We start from the raw sequence: 19,542 nt of genomic DNA on the forward strand, positions 1-19,542 counted from the left end.
CCCGGGGGGGGCCCCCCCCCCCGGCCCGCCGCCCCCCCCCGGGCGGGGGCCGGGGGGGCCCCCCCGGGGCCCCCCCCCCGCCGCTCCGTCGGCGGCGCGCGAACCGCGTCCCGGTCACGCTGCTGCTCCCGGCGCTGCTCGGGCTGGCGTTCCTGATCCTGCCGCTGGTCGGGCTGCTGGTCCGGGCGCCCTGGAGCGACCTCTCCGACCAGCTCACCAGCACCGAGGTGTGGGACGCGCTGCGCCTCTCGCTGGTCTGCGCCACAGCGGCCACGGGGGTGTCGCTGGTGCTCGGGGTGCCGCTGGCCTGGCTGCTGGCGCGCACCGAACTGCCCGGCCGGCGGGTCGTCCGGGCGCTGGTCACGCTGCCGCTGGTGCTGCCGCCGGTGGTCGGCGGCGTGGCGCTGCTGCTGGTGCTCGGCCGGCGGGGCATCGTCGGCTCCTGGCTGGACTCCGCCTTCGGCATCACCCTGCCGTTCACCACCACCGGTGTGATCCTCGCCGAGACGTTCGTGGCGATGCCGTTCCTGGTGATCAGCGTGGAGGGCGCGCTGCGGGCCGCCGACCCGCGCTACGAGGAGGCGGCCGCCACCCTGGGCGCCTCCCGGCTGACCGCCTTCCGGCGGGTGACGCTGCCGCTGATCGCACCCGGCATCGCCGCCGGGGCCGTCCTGGCCTGGGCCCGCGCGCTCGGCGAGTTCGGCGCCACGATCACCTTCGCGGGCAACTTCCCCGGCCGGACGCAGACCATGCCGCTCGCGGTCTACCTGGCCATGGAGTCCGACCCGGAGGCGGCGATCGCGCTCTCGCTCGTGCTGCTGGTGGTCTCGGTCGCCGTTCTGGTCGGGCTGCGCGAGCGCTGGATGCCCACGCCGTGAACGCCTCCGCGTACACCTGCGCGAGCGGCCTCGTGTGCGCCCTGCCGCCACCATCACCGCTGTCGCCTTCGGTGGCAGCGGTGATGGTGGCGGCGGCGGACGGGGCGGCACCGGCCGGCCTCCCGCTCCGGCCCGCGCACCGTGCCCCACTCGACCACGCCCCCCACTGGACGCCCACACCGTGACTGCCGACGCCCCCGCCCTCGACGCCCGGCTCCGGGTGGACCGTGCCGCCTTCAGCCTCGACCTCGCGCTCACCGCCGCCCCCGGCGAGGTGGTCGCCCTGCTCGGGCCGAACGGCGCCGGCAAGTCCACCGCCCTGCGCGCCCTCGCCGGCCTGCTCCCGCTCACCGGCGGCCACCTGCGGCTGGACGGCCGCGTCCTGGAGGACCCGGCCGAACGCCTGCACACGCCCGCCGAGGAACGCCCGGTCGGCGTGGTGTTCCAGGACTACCTGCTCTTCCCGCACCTCAGCGCGCTCGACAACGTCGCCTTCGGCCCGCGCTGCCAGGGCCGCCCCAAGCGCGAGGCCCGCGCCGAGGCGGCCGGCTGGCTGGAACGGATGGGCCTGGCCGAGCACGCCGCCGCCCGCCCCGGCCGTCTCTCCGGCGGACAGGCGCAGCGGGTGGCGCTCGCCCGGGCGCTGGCCGTCCGGCCCCGGCTGCTGCTGCTCGACGAGCCCCTGGCCGCCCTGGACGCCCGCACCCGGCTCGACGTCCGCTCCCAACTGCGCCGCCACCTCGCCGAGTTCGAGGCGATGGCGGTCCTGGTGACGCACGACCCGCTGGACGCGATGGTGCTGGCCGACCGGCTGGTGGTGATCGAGGGCGGGCGCGAGGTGCAGTCCGGCAGCCCGGCCGAGATCGCCCGCCGGCCGCGCACCGACTACATCGCCCGGCTGGTCGGCCTCAACCTCTACCAGGGCAACGCGGAGGGCCACCTGGTCACGCTGGCGGACGGCACGGTGCTGGCCACCACCGAGGAGCTGACCGGCCCCGCCTTCGTGGCGTTCCCGCCGTCCGCCGTGACGCTGCACCGGGAGGAGCCGCAGTCCAGCGCGCGCAACGTGTGGGAGCTGAAGGTCGCGGGCCTGGACCTGCACGGCGACCAGGTCCGCGCCGACCTGGCCGGTACCCTCCCGATGGCCGCCGACCTGACGCCCGCCGCAGCGGCCGAACTCGACCTCGCCCCCGGCGCCACCGTCTGGGCGTCGGTCAAGGCGGCCCAGACGCACGCTTACCCGGCCTGAGCCGGGAGGCGGCGGGCGGGGGCGTGGCCGCCGGCGCGTGCCAGGGGGCGGGCCCGAGCGGGGCCGGCGCCTGGGCCGGGCCGGGGCGGGACCGGGCCCGGCGGGGGGCGGGCCCGAGCGGGGTCGACGCGGAGGCCGGGTGTGGTCCGGCGCCGGGCTACTCCGCCGGCTCCACGAAGCCGGACTCGTACGCGGCGATCACCGCCTGGGTCCGGTCCCGGGCGCCGAGCTTCCCCAGCACGCTGCTGACGTGCGTCTTCACCGTCTGCACGCCGAGGAACAGTTGATCGGCGATCTCGCCGTTGGTGAGCCCGCGCGCCACCAGGCGCAGCACCTCGGCCTCACGGTCGGTCAGGGCGGCGCGCGCCATCGTGTCACGCGCCTCCCGGTTGCCCTGGCCGGCGGCGAGGCGGCGGATCGCGGTGGGGAAGAGCAGCGACTCGCCCGCCGCGACCAGCCGGACGGCATGGGCGATCTCGGCCGGCCGGGAGCGCTTCAGCAGGAAGCCGTCGGCGCCCGCGCGCAGCGCCTGGTAGACGTAGTCGTCGATCTCGAAGGTGGTCACGACCAGGATCTTCGGCGCCCACCCGCCCGGGGCGGCCGCGCCCCGGACCAGTTCGCGGGTGGCGGCCAGGCCGTCCGTCCCGGGCATCCGGACGTCCATCAGCACCACGTGCGGCCGCAGTTCGCGGGCCAGGGCGACCGCCTCGGCACCGTCGCGGGCCTCACCGACCACCCGCAGGTCGCCCTGCGCCTCCAGTACGGCCCGCAGTCCGGCCCGGACCAGCTCCTCGTCGTCGGCCAGCAGAATGTCGATCATCACGCGCCCAAGCGTAGGGGCACCCGCACCGCCAGCACCCACTCGCCGGACTCCGCCCCGGCGGAGGCCTCGCCGCCGAGCAGCACGGCGCGCTCCCGGATGCCGCGAAGTCCCTTGCCGCCCCGGCGCGGTGTGACGCGGACGGACGCGGCGGAGCTGCCCAGCGCATTGGCGCAGCGCAGCTCCAACCGGTCGTCCCGCAGGGTGACCCGGACGCTGATCGGTTCACCCGGCGCGTACTTGAGGGCGTTGGTGACGCCCTCCTGGACGATGCGGTAGCCCTCGCGGGAGAGCACGCCGGGCAGTCGTCCGGACGGCACGTCGATCCACGCCTCGACCGGGCTGCCGGCCGAGCGCGCGGTGTCGAACAGCCCGGGCAGCTGCTCGATGCCGGGGCGTTCCCGGGCGTCGCCCGCGCCGGGGGTGGTGCCGGGGGCGCGGGCGGCACCCGGTTCGCCGGTGTCCCGGAGCAGGACGAGGGTGCGTTCCAGGTCCTCCATCGCCTTCCGCCCGGTCTCCTCGATGACTTCGAGCGCCTTGGCGACGAACGCCGCGTCCCCCACCTCGCGCGCCGCACCGGCCTGGATGACCGTCACCGTCAGGGCGTGGCCGATGGAGTCGTGCAACTCGCGGGCCAACAGGTTGCGTTCGAGGAGGCGTTCGGCCCGCAGCTCGGCGGCGGCCAGCCGTTCGGCCGGGGACGGCCCCAGCAGCCTCACCGCCATGGCGAGTTGGAGGCGGCCGGCCCAGACGACCAGCCAGCCGAGCGCGAACAACAGCACCGGCGCCGCCAGCGGGTACCACGACGTCCCCTCCCCGGCGGGGAGTTCGAGGCCGCCCGGCAGCCGCGGTTCGGGGCGGAACAACAGGTCGAAGGCGGCCGCCGGCACCAGGACGGAGAGGATCCCGACGGCCGTTCCGAGGGCGGTCCGTCCGACCAGCCAGACCGCCGTCCGGCGCCGGTCGGCCCACGTCCGGGCGGGTTCGGTGGCGATGTCCTCCTCACGCTCCGGCATCAGCAGCAGCCGCGCCTGCACGCCCTCCGCCCGACGCATCGCCGGGAGCATCGCCACCAGCACCAGCAGCGCCGCGTCCGCCGGCACCGCGCGCAGCACGACTCCGCCGAGGCTGAAGCCGTACGTCCCCGGATAGACCATCAGCACGACGGCGGCGAAGATCCAGCCGATGGCCAGGTGCAGCCACCGCGCGTAGGTGGCGCCGCTCAGCAGGGGCGCGAATATTCGGGGCATCCCGCCATCCTGCCAGGTCAGCGCAGTACGAGGCCCTCCCTCCCGAGAGGGAGTCAACTCCCCTCCCCGGCGGGATCCGCCGGGGTGGTCCGTTCCGGTCGAATGGGGCCATCGACAGCGGGACCGGCCGAACGGGCGGGCCCGGCAGGGAGAGCGGCCCGGCAGCGACCGGGCCCCGAGAGCGACAGGGACAGGGAGGGCAGCCGTGATCCAGGTTCAGGGCCTCACCAAGGAGTACGACGGGACGCGCGTGGTCGACGACCTCTGCTTCGAGGTCCGGCCCGGAGTGGTCACGGGCTTCCTCGGGCCGAACGGCGCGGGCAAGAGCACCACAATGCGGCTGATTCTCGGCCTGGACCGGCCCACCGCCGGGAGCGCCCTGGTGGACGGCCGCCCGTACGCCGAGCTGTCCGACCCGCTGCGGCAGGTCGGCGCCCTGCTCGACGCCCACGCGATGCACGGCGGCCGCACCGCCCGCGGCCAGCTGCGCTGGCTCGCCGCCAGCAACGGCCTGTCCGAGCGCCGGGTCGACGAGGTGCTCGCGCAGGTCGGCCTGGCCGACGCGGCCGGCCGCCGGATCCGCGGCTTCTCGCTCGGCATGCGCCAGCGCCTCGGGGTGGCCGCCGCACTGCTGGGCGACCCGCCGGTCCTCATGCTGGACGAGCCGGTCAACGGCCTCGACCCGGAGGGGATCCGCTGGATCCGTACGCTGCTGCGCGACCTGGCCGCCGAGGGCCGCGCGGTCCTGGTCTCCTCGCACCTGATGACGGAGATGGCGCTCACCGCCGACCACCTGGTGGTGATCGGCCGCGGCCGACTGCTGGCGGACGCCGCCACGTCGGAGTTCATCGACCGGCACGGCCGCACGCGGATCAGGGTCCGCGCCGTGGACCCTGCCAAGCTGGACGCCCTGCTCCGCGGCTCCGCTCTGGCCGCCGAACCGGTGGACGGCGGCGCCTGGGAGGTCACCGGCGCCGAGCCCGAGCAGCTCGCCGCACTCGCGGCCGCCAACGGCGTGGTGCTGTACGAGATCGCCGTCCAGCAGGACTCCCTGGAGGAGGCGTTCATGCGGATGACCGCGGACAGCGTCGAGTTCCGGGCGGTGGCGGCATGAGCACCCCGGCCGTGGCCGCCCCGGCCACCACCGTCGCGAACGTCCTCCGGTCCGAGCGGATCAAGCTCACCACCCTCCGCTCGCTCTGGATCACCCCGCTGCTGTCCGTCCTGCTCACCGGCGGCCTCACCGTCGCCGTCTCCGCCGCGCTCGGCGGCAAGGACCACAACCTCACCGACGACCCGGGCGTCGGCATCCACTACGGCCTCAACTTCGGCCAGGCGGCACTGGCCTGCTTCGGGATCCTGCTGATCGGGCAGGAGTTCAACACCCGCATGATCGGCACCTCGCTCACGGCGGTACCGCGGCGCGGGCGGCTCTACGGCGCCAAGCTCCTCCTCGGAGCGCTGGTCGCCCTCGGCGTCGGCCTGGCCGGGGCGGCCGGCTCCTTCGCCGGGTACGCCGCCTTCACCCCCGGCGAGTGGGACGGGCCCGCGTTCGTGCGCAGTGCCACCACCGCCGTGGTCTACCCGGCGCTGCTGGTGGTGCTCTGCCTCGGCCTGACCGCCATGATGCGCAACCTCAGCGCGGCGATGGGCGTGCTGGTGCCGACCGTCTTCCTGCTCTCCCCGCTCCTCGGCGGCCTGCCGGGCGTCCGCCACGTGGTCCAGTTCCTCCCGGACCGCGCGGGCCAGTACGCCCTGCGCTACGCCGACGACCCCCAGGTCGTGTACGGGCACTGGACCGGCCTGCTGATCATGGCCCTCTGGGCCGCGGCGGCGGCGTACGGCGGCCTGCGCTCGATCCGCCGCTACCAGGCCTGAACAGGCGCACCCGCCGCCGACCACCCCCTCACCGACGACGACCTCCCGCGCCCTGCGGCGCCGGGGAAAGGAGAGCTTCCGATGACCACCACCACCGCCGTGCTCCGGTCCGAGCGGATCAAGTTCACCACGCTCCGCTCCCAGTGGATCGCCCCGATCGTGGCCGTCGCGCTCACGGTCGGCATCACCCTCGCCGTCAACGCCGCGTACGGGGATGTGGACCACACCCCGGGCGAAGACCCGGCGGGCGGGATCTACTACGGCCTGCTGTTCGGTCACGTCGCCGTGGCCTGCCTCGGGATCCTGCTGATCGGGCAGGAGTTCAACACCCGCATGATCGGCACCTCGCTCACCGCCGTGCCGCGGCGCGGGCGGCTGTACGGCGCCAAGCTCGTCCTCGGCGCCGGGATCGGGCTGCTGCTGGGCCTGGTCTCCACGGCGGGCTCGTTCCTCGCGGTCGCCGGCACCGTCGGCCTGGACCTCTCCGTCCCGGGCATGGGGCGGAGCTTCCTGGCCGGCGTGCTCTACCACCCGCTGCTCGTGGTGTTCTGCCTCGGCCTGACGGCCATGATGCGCAACTTCACCGCCGCCCTCGGCCTGCTCACGCCGATGGTCTTCCTCGGCACCACCCTGCTGGCGGCGATACCCGGGGTGCGCGAGGCGGGCCAGTTCCTGCCCGACCGGGCCGGCCTGTACGCGATGCTCACCCAGCCGGACCCGGCCGTCCACTACGGCCACTGGACCGGGCTGCTGATCATGGCCCTCTGGGCCGCGGCGGCGGCGTACGGCGGTCTGCGCTCGATCCGCCGCTACGAGGCCTGAGCTCGGACCGCCCCCGCCGGCCGCCCCCGCCCGCCGACCGTCAGCCGACGGCCGACGGCCGACGGGGCGTGGGCGCGCCTCCCGCTCAGCCGCGCAGGGCCGGGTGGTCCGCCACCACGGTGCTGCTCCCCGGGGCGATCTCCCCACGCCTGGGTCCTGCACCCGAACCGCACCGGTCGGGGCCAAGGACGTGACCCGTGGTTCTCACTCGCACGCGGTGTCGATCTTTCCGTTCTCGTCGAGATCGATCGGGAATCGGCGGCCGTCACTGAGCGTCATGCTCCACCCGTGGCGGAGGGTCCCCGAGGTGGGATCGTCCGCGAACCAGAACACGGGGGTGTGGGTGAAGCAGGTTCCGGCGGTAGCGCCCCCTCGTGATCGCAACGCCGAGCTCAGGAACTGCTCGGCGAGGTGCGGGCGCAGCGAGGAGTCACCGGACCGGACGGCTGCCACGAGGCCGCCGTAGAAGCCGTTGACGCTCGGGTCGTCACCCCGGCCCGACGTGGTGTCGGCCTTGCAGGTCAGCGAGCGCACCGTGCCCGAACCGTCGAATTCGAGTGAGGCGACCTTGCCGAACGGCTGGTCCCCCTTGTACAGCCGGATTTCGCCGGCCGCCAGCACGCCGTCGACTGCGGCTCCACAGGTCACCCCGCGCGAGTCGGTGCCCCAGATCCGCCGATACGTGTCGCCGTCGGTGAACAGGGCCGCCACCGTGTCGAGGTTCACGTCGGCACGGGTCGCCGGATTCTGATAGCGCAGGGCGGCGAAGTAGAGCGCACGCGTCGTCTCCGAGGGATCGGCAGGCGGAACCGACTTGGCAGGGGGCTTGGGCGCGGGTGTATCCGACGGGGAAGAAGCCTGGGGGGACGGCACGGCGGCGGGCCCCTGTACCCCGGACGATCCGCTCTCGTGCCTCAGCTGAGTTGCGAACCCGGCGCTCAGCGCCACCACGGCCAGAGCCGCCGCCGCGCCGGCCGCGAGGCGGCGACGGCGACGCCTCACCGCTGCGACGAGCCCGTCCACCTCGTACGTACGGGGAGGGAACTGCTCCACGCGGTCGAGCATGGCCGCGCTCAGTTCGCCCTCCAGGTCGAAGTCCTTCATATGGCCCCTCCCGAAGGTGTGTGATGGGTGTTCCGGCCGACGGTCGACCGGAGTTTCGCCAGTCCACGGCTCGCCTGGGATCGCACCGTACTGGCCGAAGTGTTCATCAGACCGGCGATCTCCGTGTCGCTGAGCTCCTCGAAGTACCGCAGCACCAGCACGGTCCGCATGTTGGCCGGCAGGGTCTGGAGCGTGCGCATCAGCTCGTCCCGCATGTCGACGCCCTTGTACGGATCGACCCGTTCACCACCGGTGTCGTCGTGGAGCGGTGCCTCCGGGTGGCTGCGCTGCCTGCGCCAGCGGTCGTTGGCGAGATTCACCAGGATCCTGCGCGCGTACGCCTCGGGCACCTCCGCGGAACGAACCCGTCGCCAATGCCGGTAGACCCGCTCCAGCGTGGACTGCACGAGATCGTCGGCCGTATGGGGCTCCCCGGTGAGGAGCAGCGCGGTTCTGAACAGCGCCGCCGACCGCGCTCGGACGAACGACGTGTAGTCCTCGACGTCACTGCCGCGCATCGGCGACCCTCGGCACGTGGTTCATCGGCATGACTGCCCCCCTTCTGGAGCCGCTCTGGCTCCTTCCGTCGACCTGACGCGGGGTGCTCCGGCGCTGCTGCACGCGAGGGGAGTCCGTGACCCAAGCGTTACCACTCGTTCGCCGGACCGTGATCGATTTCGGCGCCGCCTCCTCCTACAACAGCCTGGGGCGTTGTCACGTCGGCCGGCGACCGTTGGATGACCTCGTAGTCGACAGCACGGGACAGCGGGCAGGCGGACGCAGCAGCCGGCCGACAGGACGGCCGGCGACGGCCCGGGGCGGGTGGTCACCGGGAGGCGCACAGGCGGGTACCGAGGTTGGTGACGCGGTCCGCGCCTGGGTGGAGGCCATGAGGACGACCGGCGCCGGAACGTCGTTGGCCGCCGTGCCTGCGCCCCCGGGGACATCTACCCGTCCCACCCGGCAGAGGGAGCGTCGCCCTCCTCCTACGCCTCCGAGAAAGTACCCGCCGCAGGCGCGCGACTGACGGGAACGCGCCCCTCGCCCGCTACGCTGCCGTGTTGGGGGTCAGAGTGATGCGTTCACGGGCGCCGTAGGCGCGGGGTGGGGCAATAACGCTCGCCGCCTTCGAGTGCAACAGTTGGCCCGGGGGCGATCTCCGTGAAGCCCGCGTCCTGGACCACCGGCAGACCGCTCGCGACCAGCTCGGCCCAGGCGTCCGGCGTCGCCGTGCGGACCGCCAGCGCGAAGCCGGACTCGGCCCACTCCTTGCGCTGCGCGTCGTCCAGCCGCCACCAGGCGAGCTGGGCCGCGTGGCCGGTCTGGGCCATGGTCTTCCCCGCGCTCATCTCCAGCTCGGGGTTGAGCCAGAGCACCGGCACACCGGTTTCGGCGGCGTCCACCGGGCCGGTCTCCTCCAGATCGGTGCCGGAGACCTGCAGCTTGGCGAGCTCCTTGGGCCAGCCGTCCAGCGGGATCGGCGGGAACACCCGCACCTCCGCCTCCCGGCCGCTCACCGTGATCCCCGGCAGCTCGCAGGCCCGGCGCCACTCGCCACCCCGGGCCCGCCGGACCACCTTGCGGATCCGGGCGTCCTCCCAGGCCGCCACCCGCTCCGCCCACTCGCCGTCCGGCCCGGTGACCCGCGGGTCGGCCAGCAGGGTGAGCACGGCCCGGGCCGAGGTCTCCAGCGCGTCGGTCCGCCCGGGCGGGGTGTCCCGCTCCAGCCGGACGACGAGCGGCAGCACGTACTGCGGCCGGGCGTCGCGGTCCTCGGGGGCAGGGTCAGGGACGGGGGCGTCGAACGGAGAAGTCACCCGTCAAGCATGCCAGCCCCCGTCCTCCGCGATCACGCCAGGTGAAGGTGGGAGCCCCGGGCGGACCGGGAGAACGGGCCGACCGGGAGAACGGGCCGACCGGGAGAACGGGCGGACCGCACCGCGGGACCCGGAAGGACCGCACCGCGGGACCGGGCCGACCGGTGGAGGTGGGTGCCCCCGGGCGGGCGCGGGTCAGGACAGGTAGTCCTCCAGCCCGCCGTCGCGCCGGATGTCCAGGGTCACGCAGTGGAAGCCCCCGCCGAGGACCCGCGAGTGGCGCAGCCGGTGCGGCAGGACGGTGATGCCCGCGTGTTCCAGCTGCTTGATCAGGCTCTGCTGGCCGGACTCCACGATGGCCGTGTCGGGGCTGACCATCAACAGGTTCATGCTGATCCAGCTCTCGCTGAGCGCGTGCTCGGGCGAGGCCACGGCCGGCTCCGCGGGCGGGCACCAGAGGATGTCCCAGCCGCGCAGCGCCTCGGGCACCGTCTCGGGGCTGATCCGCTCCGGGTTGAGCAGCACCAGGCCGGGCCGGAGCAGGGCGATGGTGCTGTCGATGTGGGTGTACCCGTAGATGCCGCGCAGCGGGTGCAGCCGCAGGTCACCGAGCAGTCCGAGGGTGGACTCCAGCCACGTCAGCCCGAGTTCGTTGCCGCTGCGCGACACCTGGTAGAAGACGTCACGGCCGAGCCGCAGCACGTTGGCGGCGTCGAAGACCGGTTCGGCCTCACCCAGCAGGGGCAGCCCGTCGGCGTCGAACTCGAAGAGCCCGTCGTCCAGCCGGGGGCGGGGGGCCGCCAACCACCGCGCCCCGCCCCGCAGGTACTCCTGGAAGAGGTCGCGCAGACCGAACACCTCGAAGTAGCGGTGGCGCATCGGGCTCGCCACCTCGATCACCGTCTCGCCGACGACCAGCGTGAGGTCGCGCGGGCAGTAGGAGTGGAAGCCGCCGTCGGCCCGCCAGTTCGGTGCGGCGAACTCTGCGGCGTGGTCGATGACTTCGGGCTGGCGCACGGTGACGCCGAGTCCGCGCAGGGTCGCGACCAGCGCGTCCAGGTCCTCCTCGGTCTCCTCCACCACCTGCTGCGAGTACGCGCCGACCGGGATCGTGGCCAGCTCGGCCGCGCTGGTCTTCGGGAAGCAGGAGAGCCAGGACGAGGGGTCGGACTGCTCGGGCAGCCGTGCCCCCACCGCGGTGCCGACCACCACCTCGCGGAGCGTGCTGAACTCGTCCCAGCTGTGCACCGGACGGGCCGGCGGGGCCGGGCTGGCCGTTTCGGACATGACTCCCCCTTGACACGGATTCGGGAATGGCGGGCCGCACGAGCAACGGGAACAGCAAGAGCAACGGAACAACGGAGCAGCGGAGCAACGGAACAAACGGGGACAACGGGAACTGCCGACGCATCGAAAACATCAGTAGCAGTCGCACCAGCCGTAACGGAAGAAACAGCAGAAACAGCCACGGCGGAGGACTCGGCGAAACAGCCGGAAGCAGCGCGAAAGCCCGCAGGAAGCGAATTCCGGAAACGCAGCTCCGGTGAGGGAAATTGGCCAGGATGTCGGAGAAACCGCCGGGCCGGCACCGGCCGACCGTGACGGGAGCTGAATCCACGGCCGGCCAGGCGAATTCGGAAGGTTGCCGGAGCCGGGATCGATCGCCAAGCTACCCGGCCGCCCGACGGCCGCGCAAGCAGGTGATCGACATTCCCGAGGCCGCCCGGCCGGCCCACCGGACAACCGGGCCGTTGTTCAACTCCCCCTGTTCCGAGGCCGATCAATCCCTCCAGCCGCGCCGGATCCGGTGGCCGCCCGCCAGGGTGAGCAACGCCCCGCCGGCCGCCGCCAGCCCGGCCAGCGCCAGACTCTGCCGCCGGACCCGCCGACGGTCGTCGGCGGCCGCGCGGACCGCCGCCGACAGGAACGCCCGCTCGACCCCGCCCGACGCCAGTTCACCCGCCGCCACCCGCCGCCGGACATGGTCCAACCGGGCTCCCCGGTAGAGCAGTTCGGGATCCTTGTCGGCCGCCGCCCAGCTGCGCGCGGCCGCGGTGAGCCGCCGCTGCTCGCCGAGCGCCTCCCGGCCCTCGGCCAGCCAGTCCCGCAGCCGGGGCCAGGCCTGCGGCAGGGCGTGGTGGGACAGTTCCACGGTGTCCCGGTCCAGCACCACCAGCCTGGCGCGGACCAGCCGTTCGAGCAGGGCCGGCACCCCGGGATCGTCGAACTCCCCGCGCCCGACCGGCTTTCGCGCGCTGTCGCCGCCGGCGCCCGGGGCCGGTTCACCGCCGAGCCGTACGAACACCGCCCGGGCCCGTTCCCGGTCGGCCGCGCCCAGACCGTCGAACAGCGCCTCGGCCGTCCGCGCGAGCGCCCCTTCGAACCCGCCGGTGGCCTGGAATCCGGCCAGGGTGAGGGCGTTGCCGCTGCGCCGCCGCCACGTCTCCAGCAGTGCCGCCGACAACAGCGGCAGCGCGCCGGGCTGCTGGGCCACCGCGGAGATCAGGACCGCGAGCAGCGCGCCCTCGACGGTGCAGCCGGCCCGCAGCGCCGGCTCGGTGATGGCCCGGCGCAGCTCGTCCGGTGCGGGTGCGCCGACGGTCAGCACGGCGCCCCGGCAGGCCTCGGCCAGGGCGGGGTGCTCGGCCCGCAGCGCGTCGCCCTGGTCGGACCGCACCACCAGGACCACCCGGCACCGGAGGCCGTCCGCACCACCGGTCCCGCCCGCCTTCCGGCCCGTCCCCTCCGCGGCCGCGACCAGCGCGTCCAGGAACCGGGCCCGTTCCCGGGCGTCCCGGCACCGCGTCCGCAGCTCCTCGCCCTGGTCCACCACCAGCACCGGATCCGCGGCCCGCGCCCGCTCGTACCCGGCAGCCTGCAGTCCTGCGCGCACGCCCCGCGTCTCCCCGGCCCGCTGCCCGAGCCGGGCGAGCGCCAGCGCGTACGCCTCCATCGGCCGTTCACCCGGGGTGAGCAGCGCCACCGGCACCGCACGGGCGCCCGGCCGCGCCGCGCCCGCCCCCCTGCGCGGATCCCTCGCACCGCGAGGGCCGGCTCCGGTGCGGGCTCCGGCAGCGGAGCCGGGGCCCGCACCGGCGTTCAGGCCCGCGCCGCCGCCGGAGGCACCGCTCCCGCCCAGGCCACCCATGCGGGCCAGCAGACCCGCCCTGACCAGCGAGGACTTGCCGACCCCGGACGGCCCGGTGACCATCACCAGGCTTCGCTCGCCCAGCAGCCCGACCAGCCGGTCCAGCACCGCCTCGCGCCCGTAGAACCGCTCCGCGTCCGCCGCCTCGTACGCCGCCGCACCCGGATAGGGGGCACAGCCGGCGTCCTGGGCGCGCCGCCGGGCGGCGGTGTCGGCGGCCAGCTCGGCGGCCAGCAGCTGCCAGCGGTGCTGCCACTCGCGGACGTCGCCGCCGCACGCCTGCACGTAGGCGAGGGTCACCGCGAGGCTGGGCAGCCGGCGCCCGCCGGCTGCCACCGAGAGACTGGCGGCCGAACAGTGTGCCCGGAGGGCCAGTTGGCGGTACGGCGGGGTACCGGCCCGTTCCCTGAGCGCCCGTAGGTCGCCTGCGAACCTCAGCAGCGGCCCGTCCCCCTGGTCGAGTGGACTCTCCCGACGCGGCACAGCAGCCCCCTTCTCCGTTGAAGTGGTGACCTTCCTGTCCATCCCCCAAGATTCATCATGCGCAGGACAGTTGGCGCCAAACAATCGGGCCTTCGGGTCGGTTGTTCCGAGTTGATGTTCAATGTCCAGCCACACGGCGCCGAACAATGCCGGTGGGATAGAACCGGGAGCCGCAGCCTTCGCTGACTTCGGAGATTTCCATGAAGTTCACGCGCTACTGCCGTTCCCTGCTGTCCACACCCGCGATGGCGGTGGAGCGGTACGCCAAGAGCCACCAGTCCGGGGCCGATATCGCCATGGTCGACCTGGAGGACTCGGTCCCGCCCGCACGGAAGGAGGAGGCCCGCCGACTCGCCGAGGAGTTCTTCACCCTGCCGACCAGCAAACTCGCCCGGAGCGCGGTCCGCATCAACTCCCTCTCCGGCCCGGACGGTTTGCGCGATCTGATCGCCATCACCCGGTACCGGGTGAAGCCGGACATCGTGCTGATCCCGATGGCGGAGTCCCCCCGCGACATCGAGATCGCGGCCGGCACCCTCGGACCGGACTGCCCGCAGACGGAGTTCCTCGCCGTTGTCGAGACGCCGCTCGGGATCGAGCACGCACCCGCCGTCGCGGCGGCCGGACACCGGCTGCGCGGACTGGTCTTCGGCTCCGCCGACTACGCGTTCGCGGTCGGCGCCGGGCTCTCCTGGGAGGCGCTGGCGCACGCCCGCGGCCGGGTGGTCAACAGCGCCCGCGCCGCCGGGGTGGAGGCGATGGACGCGCCGTTCTTCGAGGTCGCCGACGTAGCGGGGCTGCGGCGGGAGGCCGCGCTCGCCCGGGACTTCGGCTTCAGCGGCAAGATCGCCGTCCACCCTCGCCAACTTCCGCTGATCAACGAGGCGTTCAGCCCTGACGAGGCGCTGCTGGAACGGGCCCGGCGGGTGGTCGAGGCGGGACGGGAGAACGGCCGCTCGGTCACCGTCGTGGACGGGGTGATGGTCGGCATGCCGTTCTTCGAGGCCTGCCGGCGCCTGCTCGAACAGTTCGCCCCGCCGGAGCCGCCGCCGGCGCCGCCGCTGGCGCCCGCCCCGCCCGCACCCCCCGTGCCGCCGGCCCGGCCCGCCCCGGCCGGATCCCCAGCCCCGGCCACGCCGACCAACACCAGGGAGAAGCGACAATGACCGCAGACGCCGGATCGATCCAGGGCCCCCGCCGGTACCGCAACACCGAGACGATGCTCGCCACCGCCGACCCGGTCTGGCAAGCCGCCGGTGCCAACGGCCTGATCGGCATCAAGGTGGACTCGGAGTCCAACAACCGGCTGATCGTCCGCGAGACCGGCCACGAGTTCGCCAACATGGTCTCCTGTGCGTACCTTGGCCTGAACAACCACCCCCAGGTCGCCGCCGGCGCCGTGGACGCGCTCACCGAGTCCCGGAGCACCTGGCTGGTCACCTCCACCACCCGGATCCGGCACAACCTGCTGGTGCGGCTGGAGGAGGAGCTGGGCGAACTCTTCGGCGCGCACATCCTGCCGGGCGCCTCCTGCACGGCGCTGACCGCGGGCATCCTGCCGCTGATCGCCTCCGGCCACCTCGACGGCACCTGCGACGGCAGGAGCGGCGGGCCCCGGGTCATGGTCTTCGACCGGTTCTGCCACTTCTGCATGGCGTACGTGAAGCCGATCTGCGCGGACGAGACGCTGGTGCTCAACTGCCCGCACAACGACCTGAACTACCTGGAGGACGTCTGCCGCAAGTACCCGCGGGTCGCCTACGTGGCCGACGGCGCGTACTCGATGGGCGGCGCGGCGGCCCTCGACGGGCTGCTCGAACTCCAGGACCGCTACGGGCTGTTCCTCTACATCGACGACTCCCACTCGCTCTCCATCATGGGCGAGCACGGCGAGGGCTTCGTCCGCTCCAGGCTGGAGATGAACCCGCTCACCGTCATCGCCGCCAGCCTCGGCAAGGGCTTCGGCACCGGCGGCGGCATCGCGATGCTCGGCAACCGCGAACAGTTCGAGTTCCTGCACCGGCACGCCGGCCCGGTCGGCTGGTCGCAGAACGTCGCACTGCCGCTGGTGGGCGCCTCGCTGGGCGCCGCCGCCATCCACCGGTCACCCGAACTCGGCGAACTCCAGGGCAGGTTGAACCGCAACATCGATCTCTTCGACGAACTCCTGCCGACCACCTTCGCCGGCAACGGCCTGCCGGTCCGCCGGGTCGACGTCGGTGACGCCGACCGCGCGGTCAAGCTCTCCGCCCAGCTCTTCGAACGCGGCTTCTACAGCTCGGCGGTGTTCTTCCCGATCGTCCCCAAGGGCGAGGCCGGCCTGCGGCTGATGCTGCGCGCCGACATGGACGAGCGCCTGATCACCGAGTTCGCCGGCCACGTCAAGGAACTCACCTCCGACCTCTGACACCTGGGAGCAGCGCATCATGGACGAACCCGAGACGGACGAACCCGAGCCGGCCGGCTACCGGTTGATCGGCGAGCGGCGCTACCGCGAGGTGGTCGGCCGCTACTACGAGGAGTTCACGGTCGGCGACGTGATCGAGCACCGCCCCGGACGGACGGTGACCGAGATGGACAACGTGCTGATGAGCATGCTCAGCATGAACGACGCGCCGCTGCACATCGACGCCGCGTACAGCGAACACACGCCCTGGGGGCGGCCGATCGTCTCCAGCCTGGTGACGCTCAGCATCATCGGCGGGATGACCGCCCGCTCCACCAGCGGGCGGACCATCGCCAACCTGGGCTGGGAGAACATCCGGATGACCCACCCGGTGTTCGCCGGGGACACCCTCTACGCGGAGACGGAGACGCTCGCGAAGCGGCTCTCCAAGAGCCGCGCCGGGCAGGGCATCGTCAGCTGCCGCACCACCGGGGTCAAGTCCACCGGCGAGGTGGTGGTGGTCTTCGAGCGCAGCTTCCTGGTCCCGCTGCGCGGCCACGGCCTGGACGAGGTCGCGGGCTACTGAGCGGGGCCCGTGGGGCGGCGCCGCCCCACGGGCCTCCCTCAGGTCTCCCGTCAGGTCCTTCCCCGGGTCTCCCCTCGGGTCTCCCCTCAGTTCTCCCCTCGGATCTCCCCTCAATTCTCCTCCCGGGCCTCCCGCCGTACGTCGACCAGCACCTTGCCCATCGTCTCGCGCGCACCCAACGCCCGGTGCGCGCCGGCGACGCCGTCGAGCGGGACGACCCGGTCGATCCGCGCGGCCAGCCGCCCCTCGCGCGCCAGCCCGAAGAGCCGCCCGGCGACGCCCGTGAACAGCACCCGGTCGTCCAGTACGTGCTGGAGCCAGAACCCCAGCACGCCGGCCGAACCCCCGGCCAGCTCGTCCACCGTGAAGGACTCCTCCGGTCCGCCGCGGGCCCCGACGCAGAGCAGCCGCCCGAACGGCGCCAGCGCCGCCAGCCCGGACCGCAGCACCTCACCGCCGACGGAGTCCACGAAGAGGTCCACACCGCCCGACTCGTCGAGCCTGGCGGCCAGGTCCGGGCCGGCCGGGTCGAGCGCGGCGTCCGCGCCGAGCGACCGGACGAACTCCCGCTTGGCCTCCGTCGACGCCAGGCCCACGACCCGACCGGCGCCCAACTCCCGGGCCAGCTGCACCACCAGGTGCCCGACCCCGCCGGCCGCCGCCGTCACCGCCACCCGGTCGCCCGGCCGCAGCCGTCCGAGGAGGGTCAGCGCGCCGTAGGCCGTGGCGCCCTGTTCCAGCAGCGCCAGGGCCTGCTCGTCACCGACAGCGTCCGGCACCTCCACCGTGAACGCCGCGTCGGCGCAGGCCACTTGGGCGTAGCCGCCGCCGGAGCGGAGCAGTGCGACCACCCGCCGGCCGTCGCCGCGGCGCCGCCCGACCACATCCGCGCCGAGCACGGCGGGCAACGGGTTGCGCTGGTACTCGCCCTCACGGCAGTGCAGGTCCGCGTAGTTGAGGCCGGCCAGGGTGACGTCGATCAGCACCTGGCCCGGCCCGGCGGCCGGCTCGGGCACGGTCTCGGTCCGGAACTCCTCGGGCCCGCCGTAGCGGTGGATCACCGCCGCCCTCATCCCCGGCGGCCCCACGGCGTCGGTGTCCGTCACCGCGCGAAGAGTGCGAGCAGCCGGCCTTCCGCCACCCTGGCCGCCGCCGCGTCCTCGGCGATCACGCAGTACATCACCGAGCCGTCGGCCGGGCCGAAGTCGGCGCTGAACACCACGCCGGTGCGGGTCACCGGGTCGAAGGCCAGTCCGGCCCGCTCGACCGCCGCGACCGCCTCCGGGAAGGACGGCACGTGGAGGCCGGCCAGCTCCAGGATCACCCGGGCGGTACGGTGCCCGGCACCGACCAGCCGGGCGAACAACGCGTCGTGCAGGTGCGTCGAACCGGTCAGCCGGCCGTTGGTCTCGGTGAAGTACAGCTCGCCCTTGGGCGTGAGCAGGGCGTCCGCACTCAGCGTGCCGCGGTAGCCGAGCACCCGCAGCGACTCGCACAACCGGGCCGCCCGGTCGACGAGTTCGGCCAGGGTCCCGGCGTCCGGGGTGACCGGCGGGGTGATCTCGCCCACCACCACCGGGTCCATCACCATCTCCCCGCAGCCCGAGAGCACCGATCCGTGCGCGCCGATCGCGAACTCCGCGTACAGCGGTACCGCGTCCGCGAAGTACCGCTCCACGACGACACGTTGGTTGCGCCCGCCGGTCAGCCAGTCCCAGCGCCCGGCGACGTACTCCGCGACCGCCGCCCGGTCCGCCAGCGGCACCACGCGCTGCGCACCGGCCGGGGTGACCTGCTCGTCCCGGCTGAGGACCTCGTTCCCGAAGCCCCCGGCCTGGTACTCGACCTTCATCATCACGCTGTGGCCCTGCTCCAGCAGGCCGTTGACCGCCGCCTCCACCTGCTGCGGCGAGGTGGCGACCGTCCCCGGCGGGACGGGCACGCCCGCGCCGGCGGCCAGCGCCCGGAACACCGCCTTGCTGTTGACCAGCGCGTTGCCGCCCTGTGCGGCGAACTCGTGGCCCGGCACGGCGTGTCCGGCGCCCAGCGCGTCGGCGAGGTCGGCCACGGCCGCGTTCGGCGAGATCGCCAGCACCCTCCCCACCGGCCGCCCGTCGAGCGCACGGCGCAGCTCCTCGCGGAAACCCGGGTCGGCCAGCCGGTCCGGGGTGAGGATACCGTCGCCCTCGGCCCCCGACGGCGGTACGACCACCGTCAGGCTCTCCGCCCGGGTGCCGGTCAGCCCGGTGACGTACGCGAGGTACGCCGGGTCGGGCGCCCAGGGCAGCACCAGGACGTCGTCGTCCTCGGCGAACCAGAGCATCCGCTGGGCTCCGCAGCCGGCGAAGAGCCGCTCCAGCGGCGTCATCCCGGTGAGGTCCCCGACCATCTCCTCGGTGCGGTTGTTTCCGATGCACAGCGTCGTCATCTGCCGAACTCTCCCCATCGCCGGTCGGTGCAGCGCTCCAGATGTAGCGCACCGGGGTTGTTCGGGTCCGGGGCTCGGTCATTGAACAAAAACGGTGAACAACACCCGGCGCAGGACTCGGCGCAGGCGTCGGGGCAAGGCTCGGCGCAGGCCTCAGCGCAGGCGTTGCCGCAGTTCGTCGACGGCCGCGCGGATGCCGGCGCTGTACTCGTCCTCGGGCAGCGCGTCCAGGCTCACCACGGCGCGCTCCAGTTGCTCGCGCGCCTGGTCGGGCTCACCGAGCTTGAGGTGGTCGGAGGCCAGGTTGAGGTGCAGCGACGGGTAGAAGGCGCGGACCTGGAGGGCGGACTCGTAGGTCTGCGCCCGCTCGACGGTCAGCGAGTCGGCGGCGGCCAGCGCCCGCCGGTCCCACTCCAATTCGGCGCGCGGGTCGTCCTGCAGGTCGGCCAGGTAGTGGGCGAGGACACAGCGGTGGAACACGTCGCGTTCGCCGAGCGCCTCCCAGAGCCGCTCGAAACTCTCCCGGGCCTGCGCCGTCCGCCCGCGCTGCGCGGCCTGGACGCCGTCGAGGCCCAGCGCGACCCGGGCCAGCACCGGATCGTCGGCCGCCCCCGGTCCCCCGCCGGGCACCTCACCGCTGAACACCCCACTGCCTGACATATCGGACATGCCCGCAGCCTAACCGCCCGCCAC

At 73.9% G+C, this 19,542-nt stretch carries 18 protein-coding genes; 8 read left to right on the forward strand and 10 right to left on the reverse strand.

Annotated elements, in window-relative coordinates; all coding sequences use genetic code 11:
- Together ACFC1F_RS08615 and ACFC1F_RS08620 are read left to right on the forward strand one after the other, a co-directional pair.
- Nucleotides 1–878: ABC transporter permease (locus tag ACFC1F_RS08615; protein ID WP_376156620.1), on the forward strand; the 878-nt coding region annotated here is incomplete at its 5' end.
- A gap of 166 nt (nt 879–1,044) precedes the next feature.
- A complete protein-coding gene (locus ACFC1F_RS08620; protein WP_376156699.1) occupies nt 1,045–2,127 on the forward strand; it encodes an ABC transporter ATP-binding protein in 1,083 nt (360 codons plus the stop codon).
- A 157-nt stretch (nt 2,128–2,284) separates the two neighbouring features.
- Here the strand turns inward: ACFC1F_RS08620 and ACFC1F_RS08625 are convergent, their stop codons facing one another.
- On the reverse strand, nt 2,285–2,947 hold the full coding sequence (locus tag ACFC1F_RS08625; protein ID WP_245204108.1) for a response regulator transcription factor: 663 nt from the start codon (nt 2,945–2,947) through the stop codon (nt 2,285–2,287).
- Entirely contained in the window at nt 2,947–4,197 is a 1,251-nt protein-coding gene (locus tag ACFC1F_RS08630; RefSeq protein ID WP_376156621.1) for a sensor histidine kinase, read from the reverse strand. Before ACFC1F_RS08630 ends, ACFC1F_RS08625 begins: the two co-directional genes overlap by 1 nt.
- Before the next feature lie 205 nt (nt 4,198–4,402).
- Between ACFC1F_RS08630 and ACFC1F_RS08635 the strand changes: the two genes are divergently transcribed.
- The 3 genes from ACFC1F_RS08635 (at nt 4,403) to ACFC1F_RS08645 (ending at nt 6,897) form a co-directional block, all read left to right on the forward strand.
- A complete protein-coding gene (locus tag ACFC1F_RS08635) occupies nt 4,403–5,311 on the forward strand; it encodes an ABC transporter ATP-binding protein (RefSeq protein ID WP_376156623.1) in 909 nt (302 codons plus the stop codon).
- Entirely contained in the window at nt 5,308–6,075 is a 768-nt protein-coding gene (locus tag ACFC1F_RS08640) for a hypothetical protein (RefSeq protein ID WP_376156624.1), read from the forward strand. The genes ACFC1F_RS08635 and ACFC1F_RS08640 overlap by 4 nt, the downstream gene beginning before the upstream one ends.
- 81 nt (nt 6,076–6,156) lie before the next feature.
- The gene (locus tag ACFC1F_RS08645) at nt 6,157–6,897 is read left to right on the forward strand and encodes a hypothetical protein (protein WP_376156625.1); all 741 of its coding nucleotides are present in this window, start codon (nt 6,157–6,159) and stop codon (nt 6,895–6,897) included.
- Nucleotides 6,898–7,101: 204 nt separating this feature from the next.
- Here the strand turns inward: ACFC1F_RS08645 and ACFC1F_RS08650 are convergent, their stop codons facing one another.
- From ACFC1F_RS08650 to ACFC1F_RS08670, 5 genes are all read right to left on the reverse strand, one after another.
- Nucleotides 7,102–8,001 (reverse strand): hypothetical protein, encoded by a 900-nt coding sequence (locus tag ACFC1F_RS08650; RefSeq protein WP_376156627.1) that lies wholly within the window; start codon nt 7,999–8,001, stop codon nt 7,102–7,104.
- Entirely contained in the window at nt 7,998–8,519 is a 522-nt protein-coding gene (locus tag ACFC1F_RS08655) for a SigE family RNA polymerase sigma factor (protein ID WP_376156628.1), read from the reverse strand. Before ACFC1F_RS08655 ends, ACFC1F_RS08650 begins: the two co-directional genes overlap by 4 nt.
- Nucleotides 8,520–9,083: 564 nt before the next feature.
- On the reverse strand, nt 9,084–9,818 hold the full coding sequence (locus tag ACFC1F_RS08660; RefSeq protein ID WP_376156630.1) for a peptidyl-tRNA hydrolase: 735 nt from the start codon (nt 9,816–9,818) through the stop codon (nt 9,084–9,086).
- Between the two features lie 195 nt (nt 9,819–10,013).
- Nucleotides 10,014–11,105, reverse strand: a complete 1,092-nt coding sequence (locus ACFC1F_RS08665; RefSeq protein WP_376156631.1) for an inosamine-phosphate amidinotransferase 1 — start codon at nt 11,103–11,105, stop codon at nt 10,014–10,016.
- A 493-nt stretch (nt 11,106–11,598) separates the two neighbouring features.
- Nucleotides 11,599–13,302 carry a hypothetical protein gene (locus ACFC1F_RS08670; protein WP_376156633.1) on the reverse strand — a complete coding sequence of 568 codons (1,704 nt, stop codon included), beginning with the start codon at nt 13,300–13,302 and terminating at the stop codon, nt 11,599–11,601.
- A 347-nt stretch (nt 13,303–13,649) separates the two neighbouring features.
- Between ACFC1F_RS08670 and ACFC1F_RS08675 the strand changes: the two genes are divergently transcribed.
- Genes ACFC1F_RS08675 through ACFC1F_RS08685 form a run of 3 tightly spaced genes read left to right on the forward strand, consistent with a single transcriptional unit; the run spans nt 13,650 to nt 16,421 of the window.
- Complete coding sequence (locus ACFC1F_RS08675; protein WP_376156635.1) at nt 13,650–14,615, forward strand: HpcH/HpaI aldolase/citrate lyase family protein; 966 nt, start codon at nt 13,650–13,652, stop codon at nt 14,613–14,615.
- Nucleotides 14,612–15,856 carry an aminotransferase class I/II-fold pyridoxal phosphate-dependent enzyme gene (locus ACFC1F_RS08680; RefSeq protein ID WP_376156637.1) on the forward strand — a complete coding sequence of 415 codons (1,245 nt, stop codon included), beginning with the start codon at nt 14,612–14,614 and terminating at the stop codon, nt 15,854–15,856. The genes ACFC1F_RS08675 and ACFC1F_RS08680 overlap by 4 nt, the downstream gene beginning before the upstream one ends.
- A 19-nt stretch (nt 15,857–15,875) precedes the next feature.
- Nucleotides 15,876–16,421: a MaoC family dehydratase gene (locus ACFC1F_RS08685; protein ID WP_376156638.1), complete on the forward strand. Its 546-nt coding sequence runs from the start codon at nt 15,876–15,878 to the stop codon at nt 16,419–16,421.
- Nucleotides 16,422–16,531: 110 nt separating this feature from the next.
- On the opposite strand, the gene ACFC1F_RS08690 is transcribed toward ACFC1F_RS08685, so the two are convergent.
- From ACFC1F_RS08690 to ACFC1F_RS08700, 3 genes are all read right to left on the reverse strand, one after another.
- Nucleotides 16,532–17,527 (reverse strand): zinc-binding alcohol dehydrogenase family protein, encoded by a 996-nt coding sequence (locus ACFC1F_RS08690; RefSeq protein WP_376156640.1) that lies wholly within the window; start codon nt 17,525–17,527, stop codon nt 16,532–16,534.
- The gene (locus ACFC1F_RS08695) at nt 17,524–18,849 is read right to left on the reverse strand and encodes a peptide ligase PGM1-related protein (protein ID WP_376156642.1); all 1,326 of its coding nucleotides are present in this window, start codon (nt 18,847–18,849) and stop codon (nt 17,524–17,526) included. The genes ACFC1F_RS08690 and ACFC1F_RS08695 overlap by 4 nt, the downstream gene beginning before the upstream one ends.
- Before the next feature lie 153 nt (nt 18,850–19,002).
- Entirely contained in the window at nt 19,003–19,518 is a 516-nt protein-coding gene (locus tag ACFC1F_RS08700; protein ID WP_376156643.1) for a hypothetical protein, read from the reverse strand.
- Nucleotides 19,519–19,542: the final 24 nt, after the last annotated feature.

It is taken from the genome of Kitasatospora sp. NPDC056181 (genome assembly GCF_042266225.1).
Taxonomy (GTDB): domain Bacteria; phylum Actinomycetota; class Actinomycetes; order Streptomycetales; family Streptomycetaceae; genus Kitasatospora.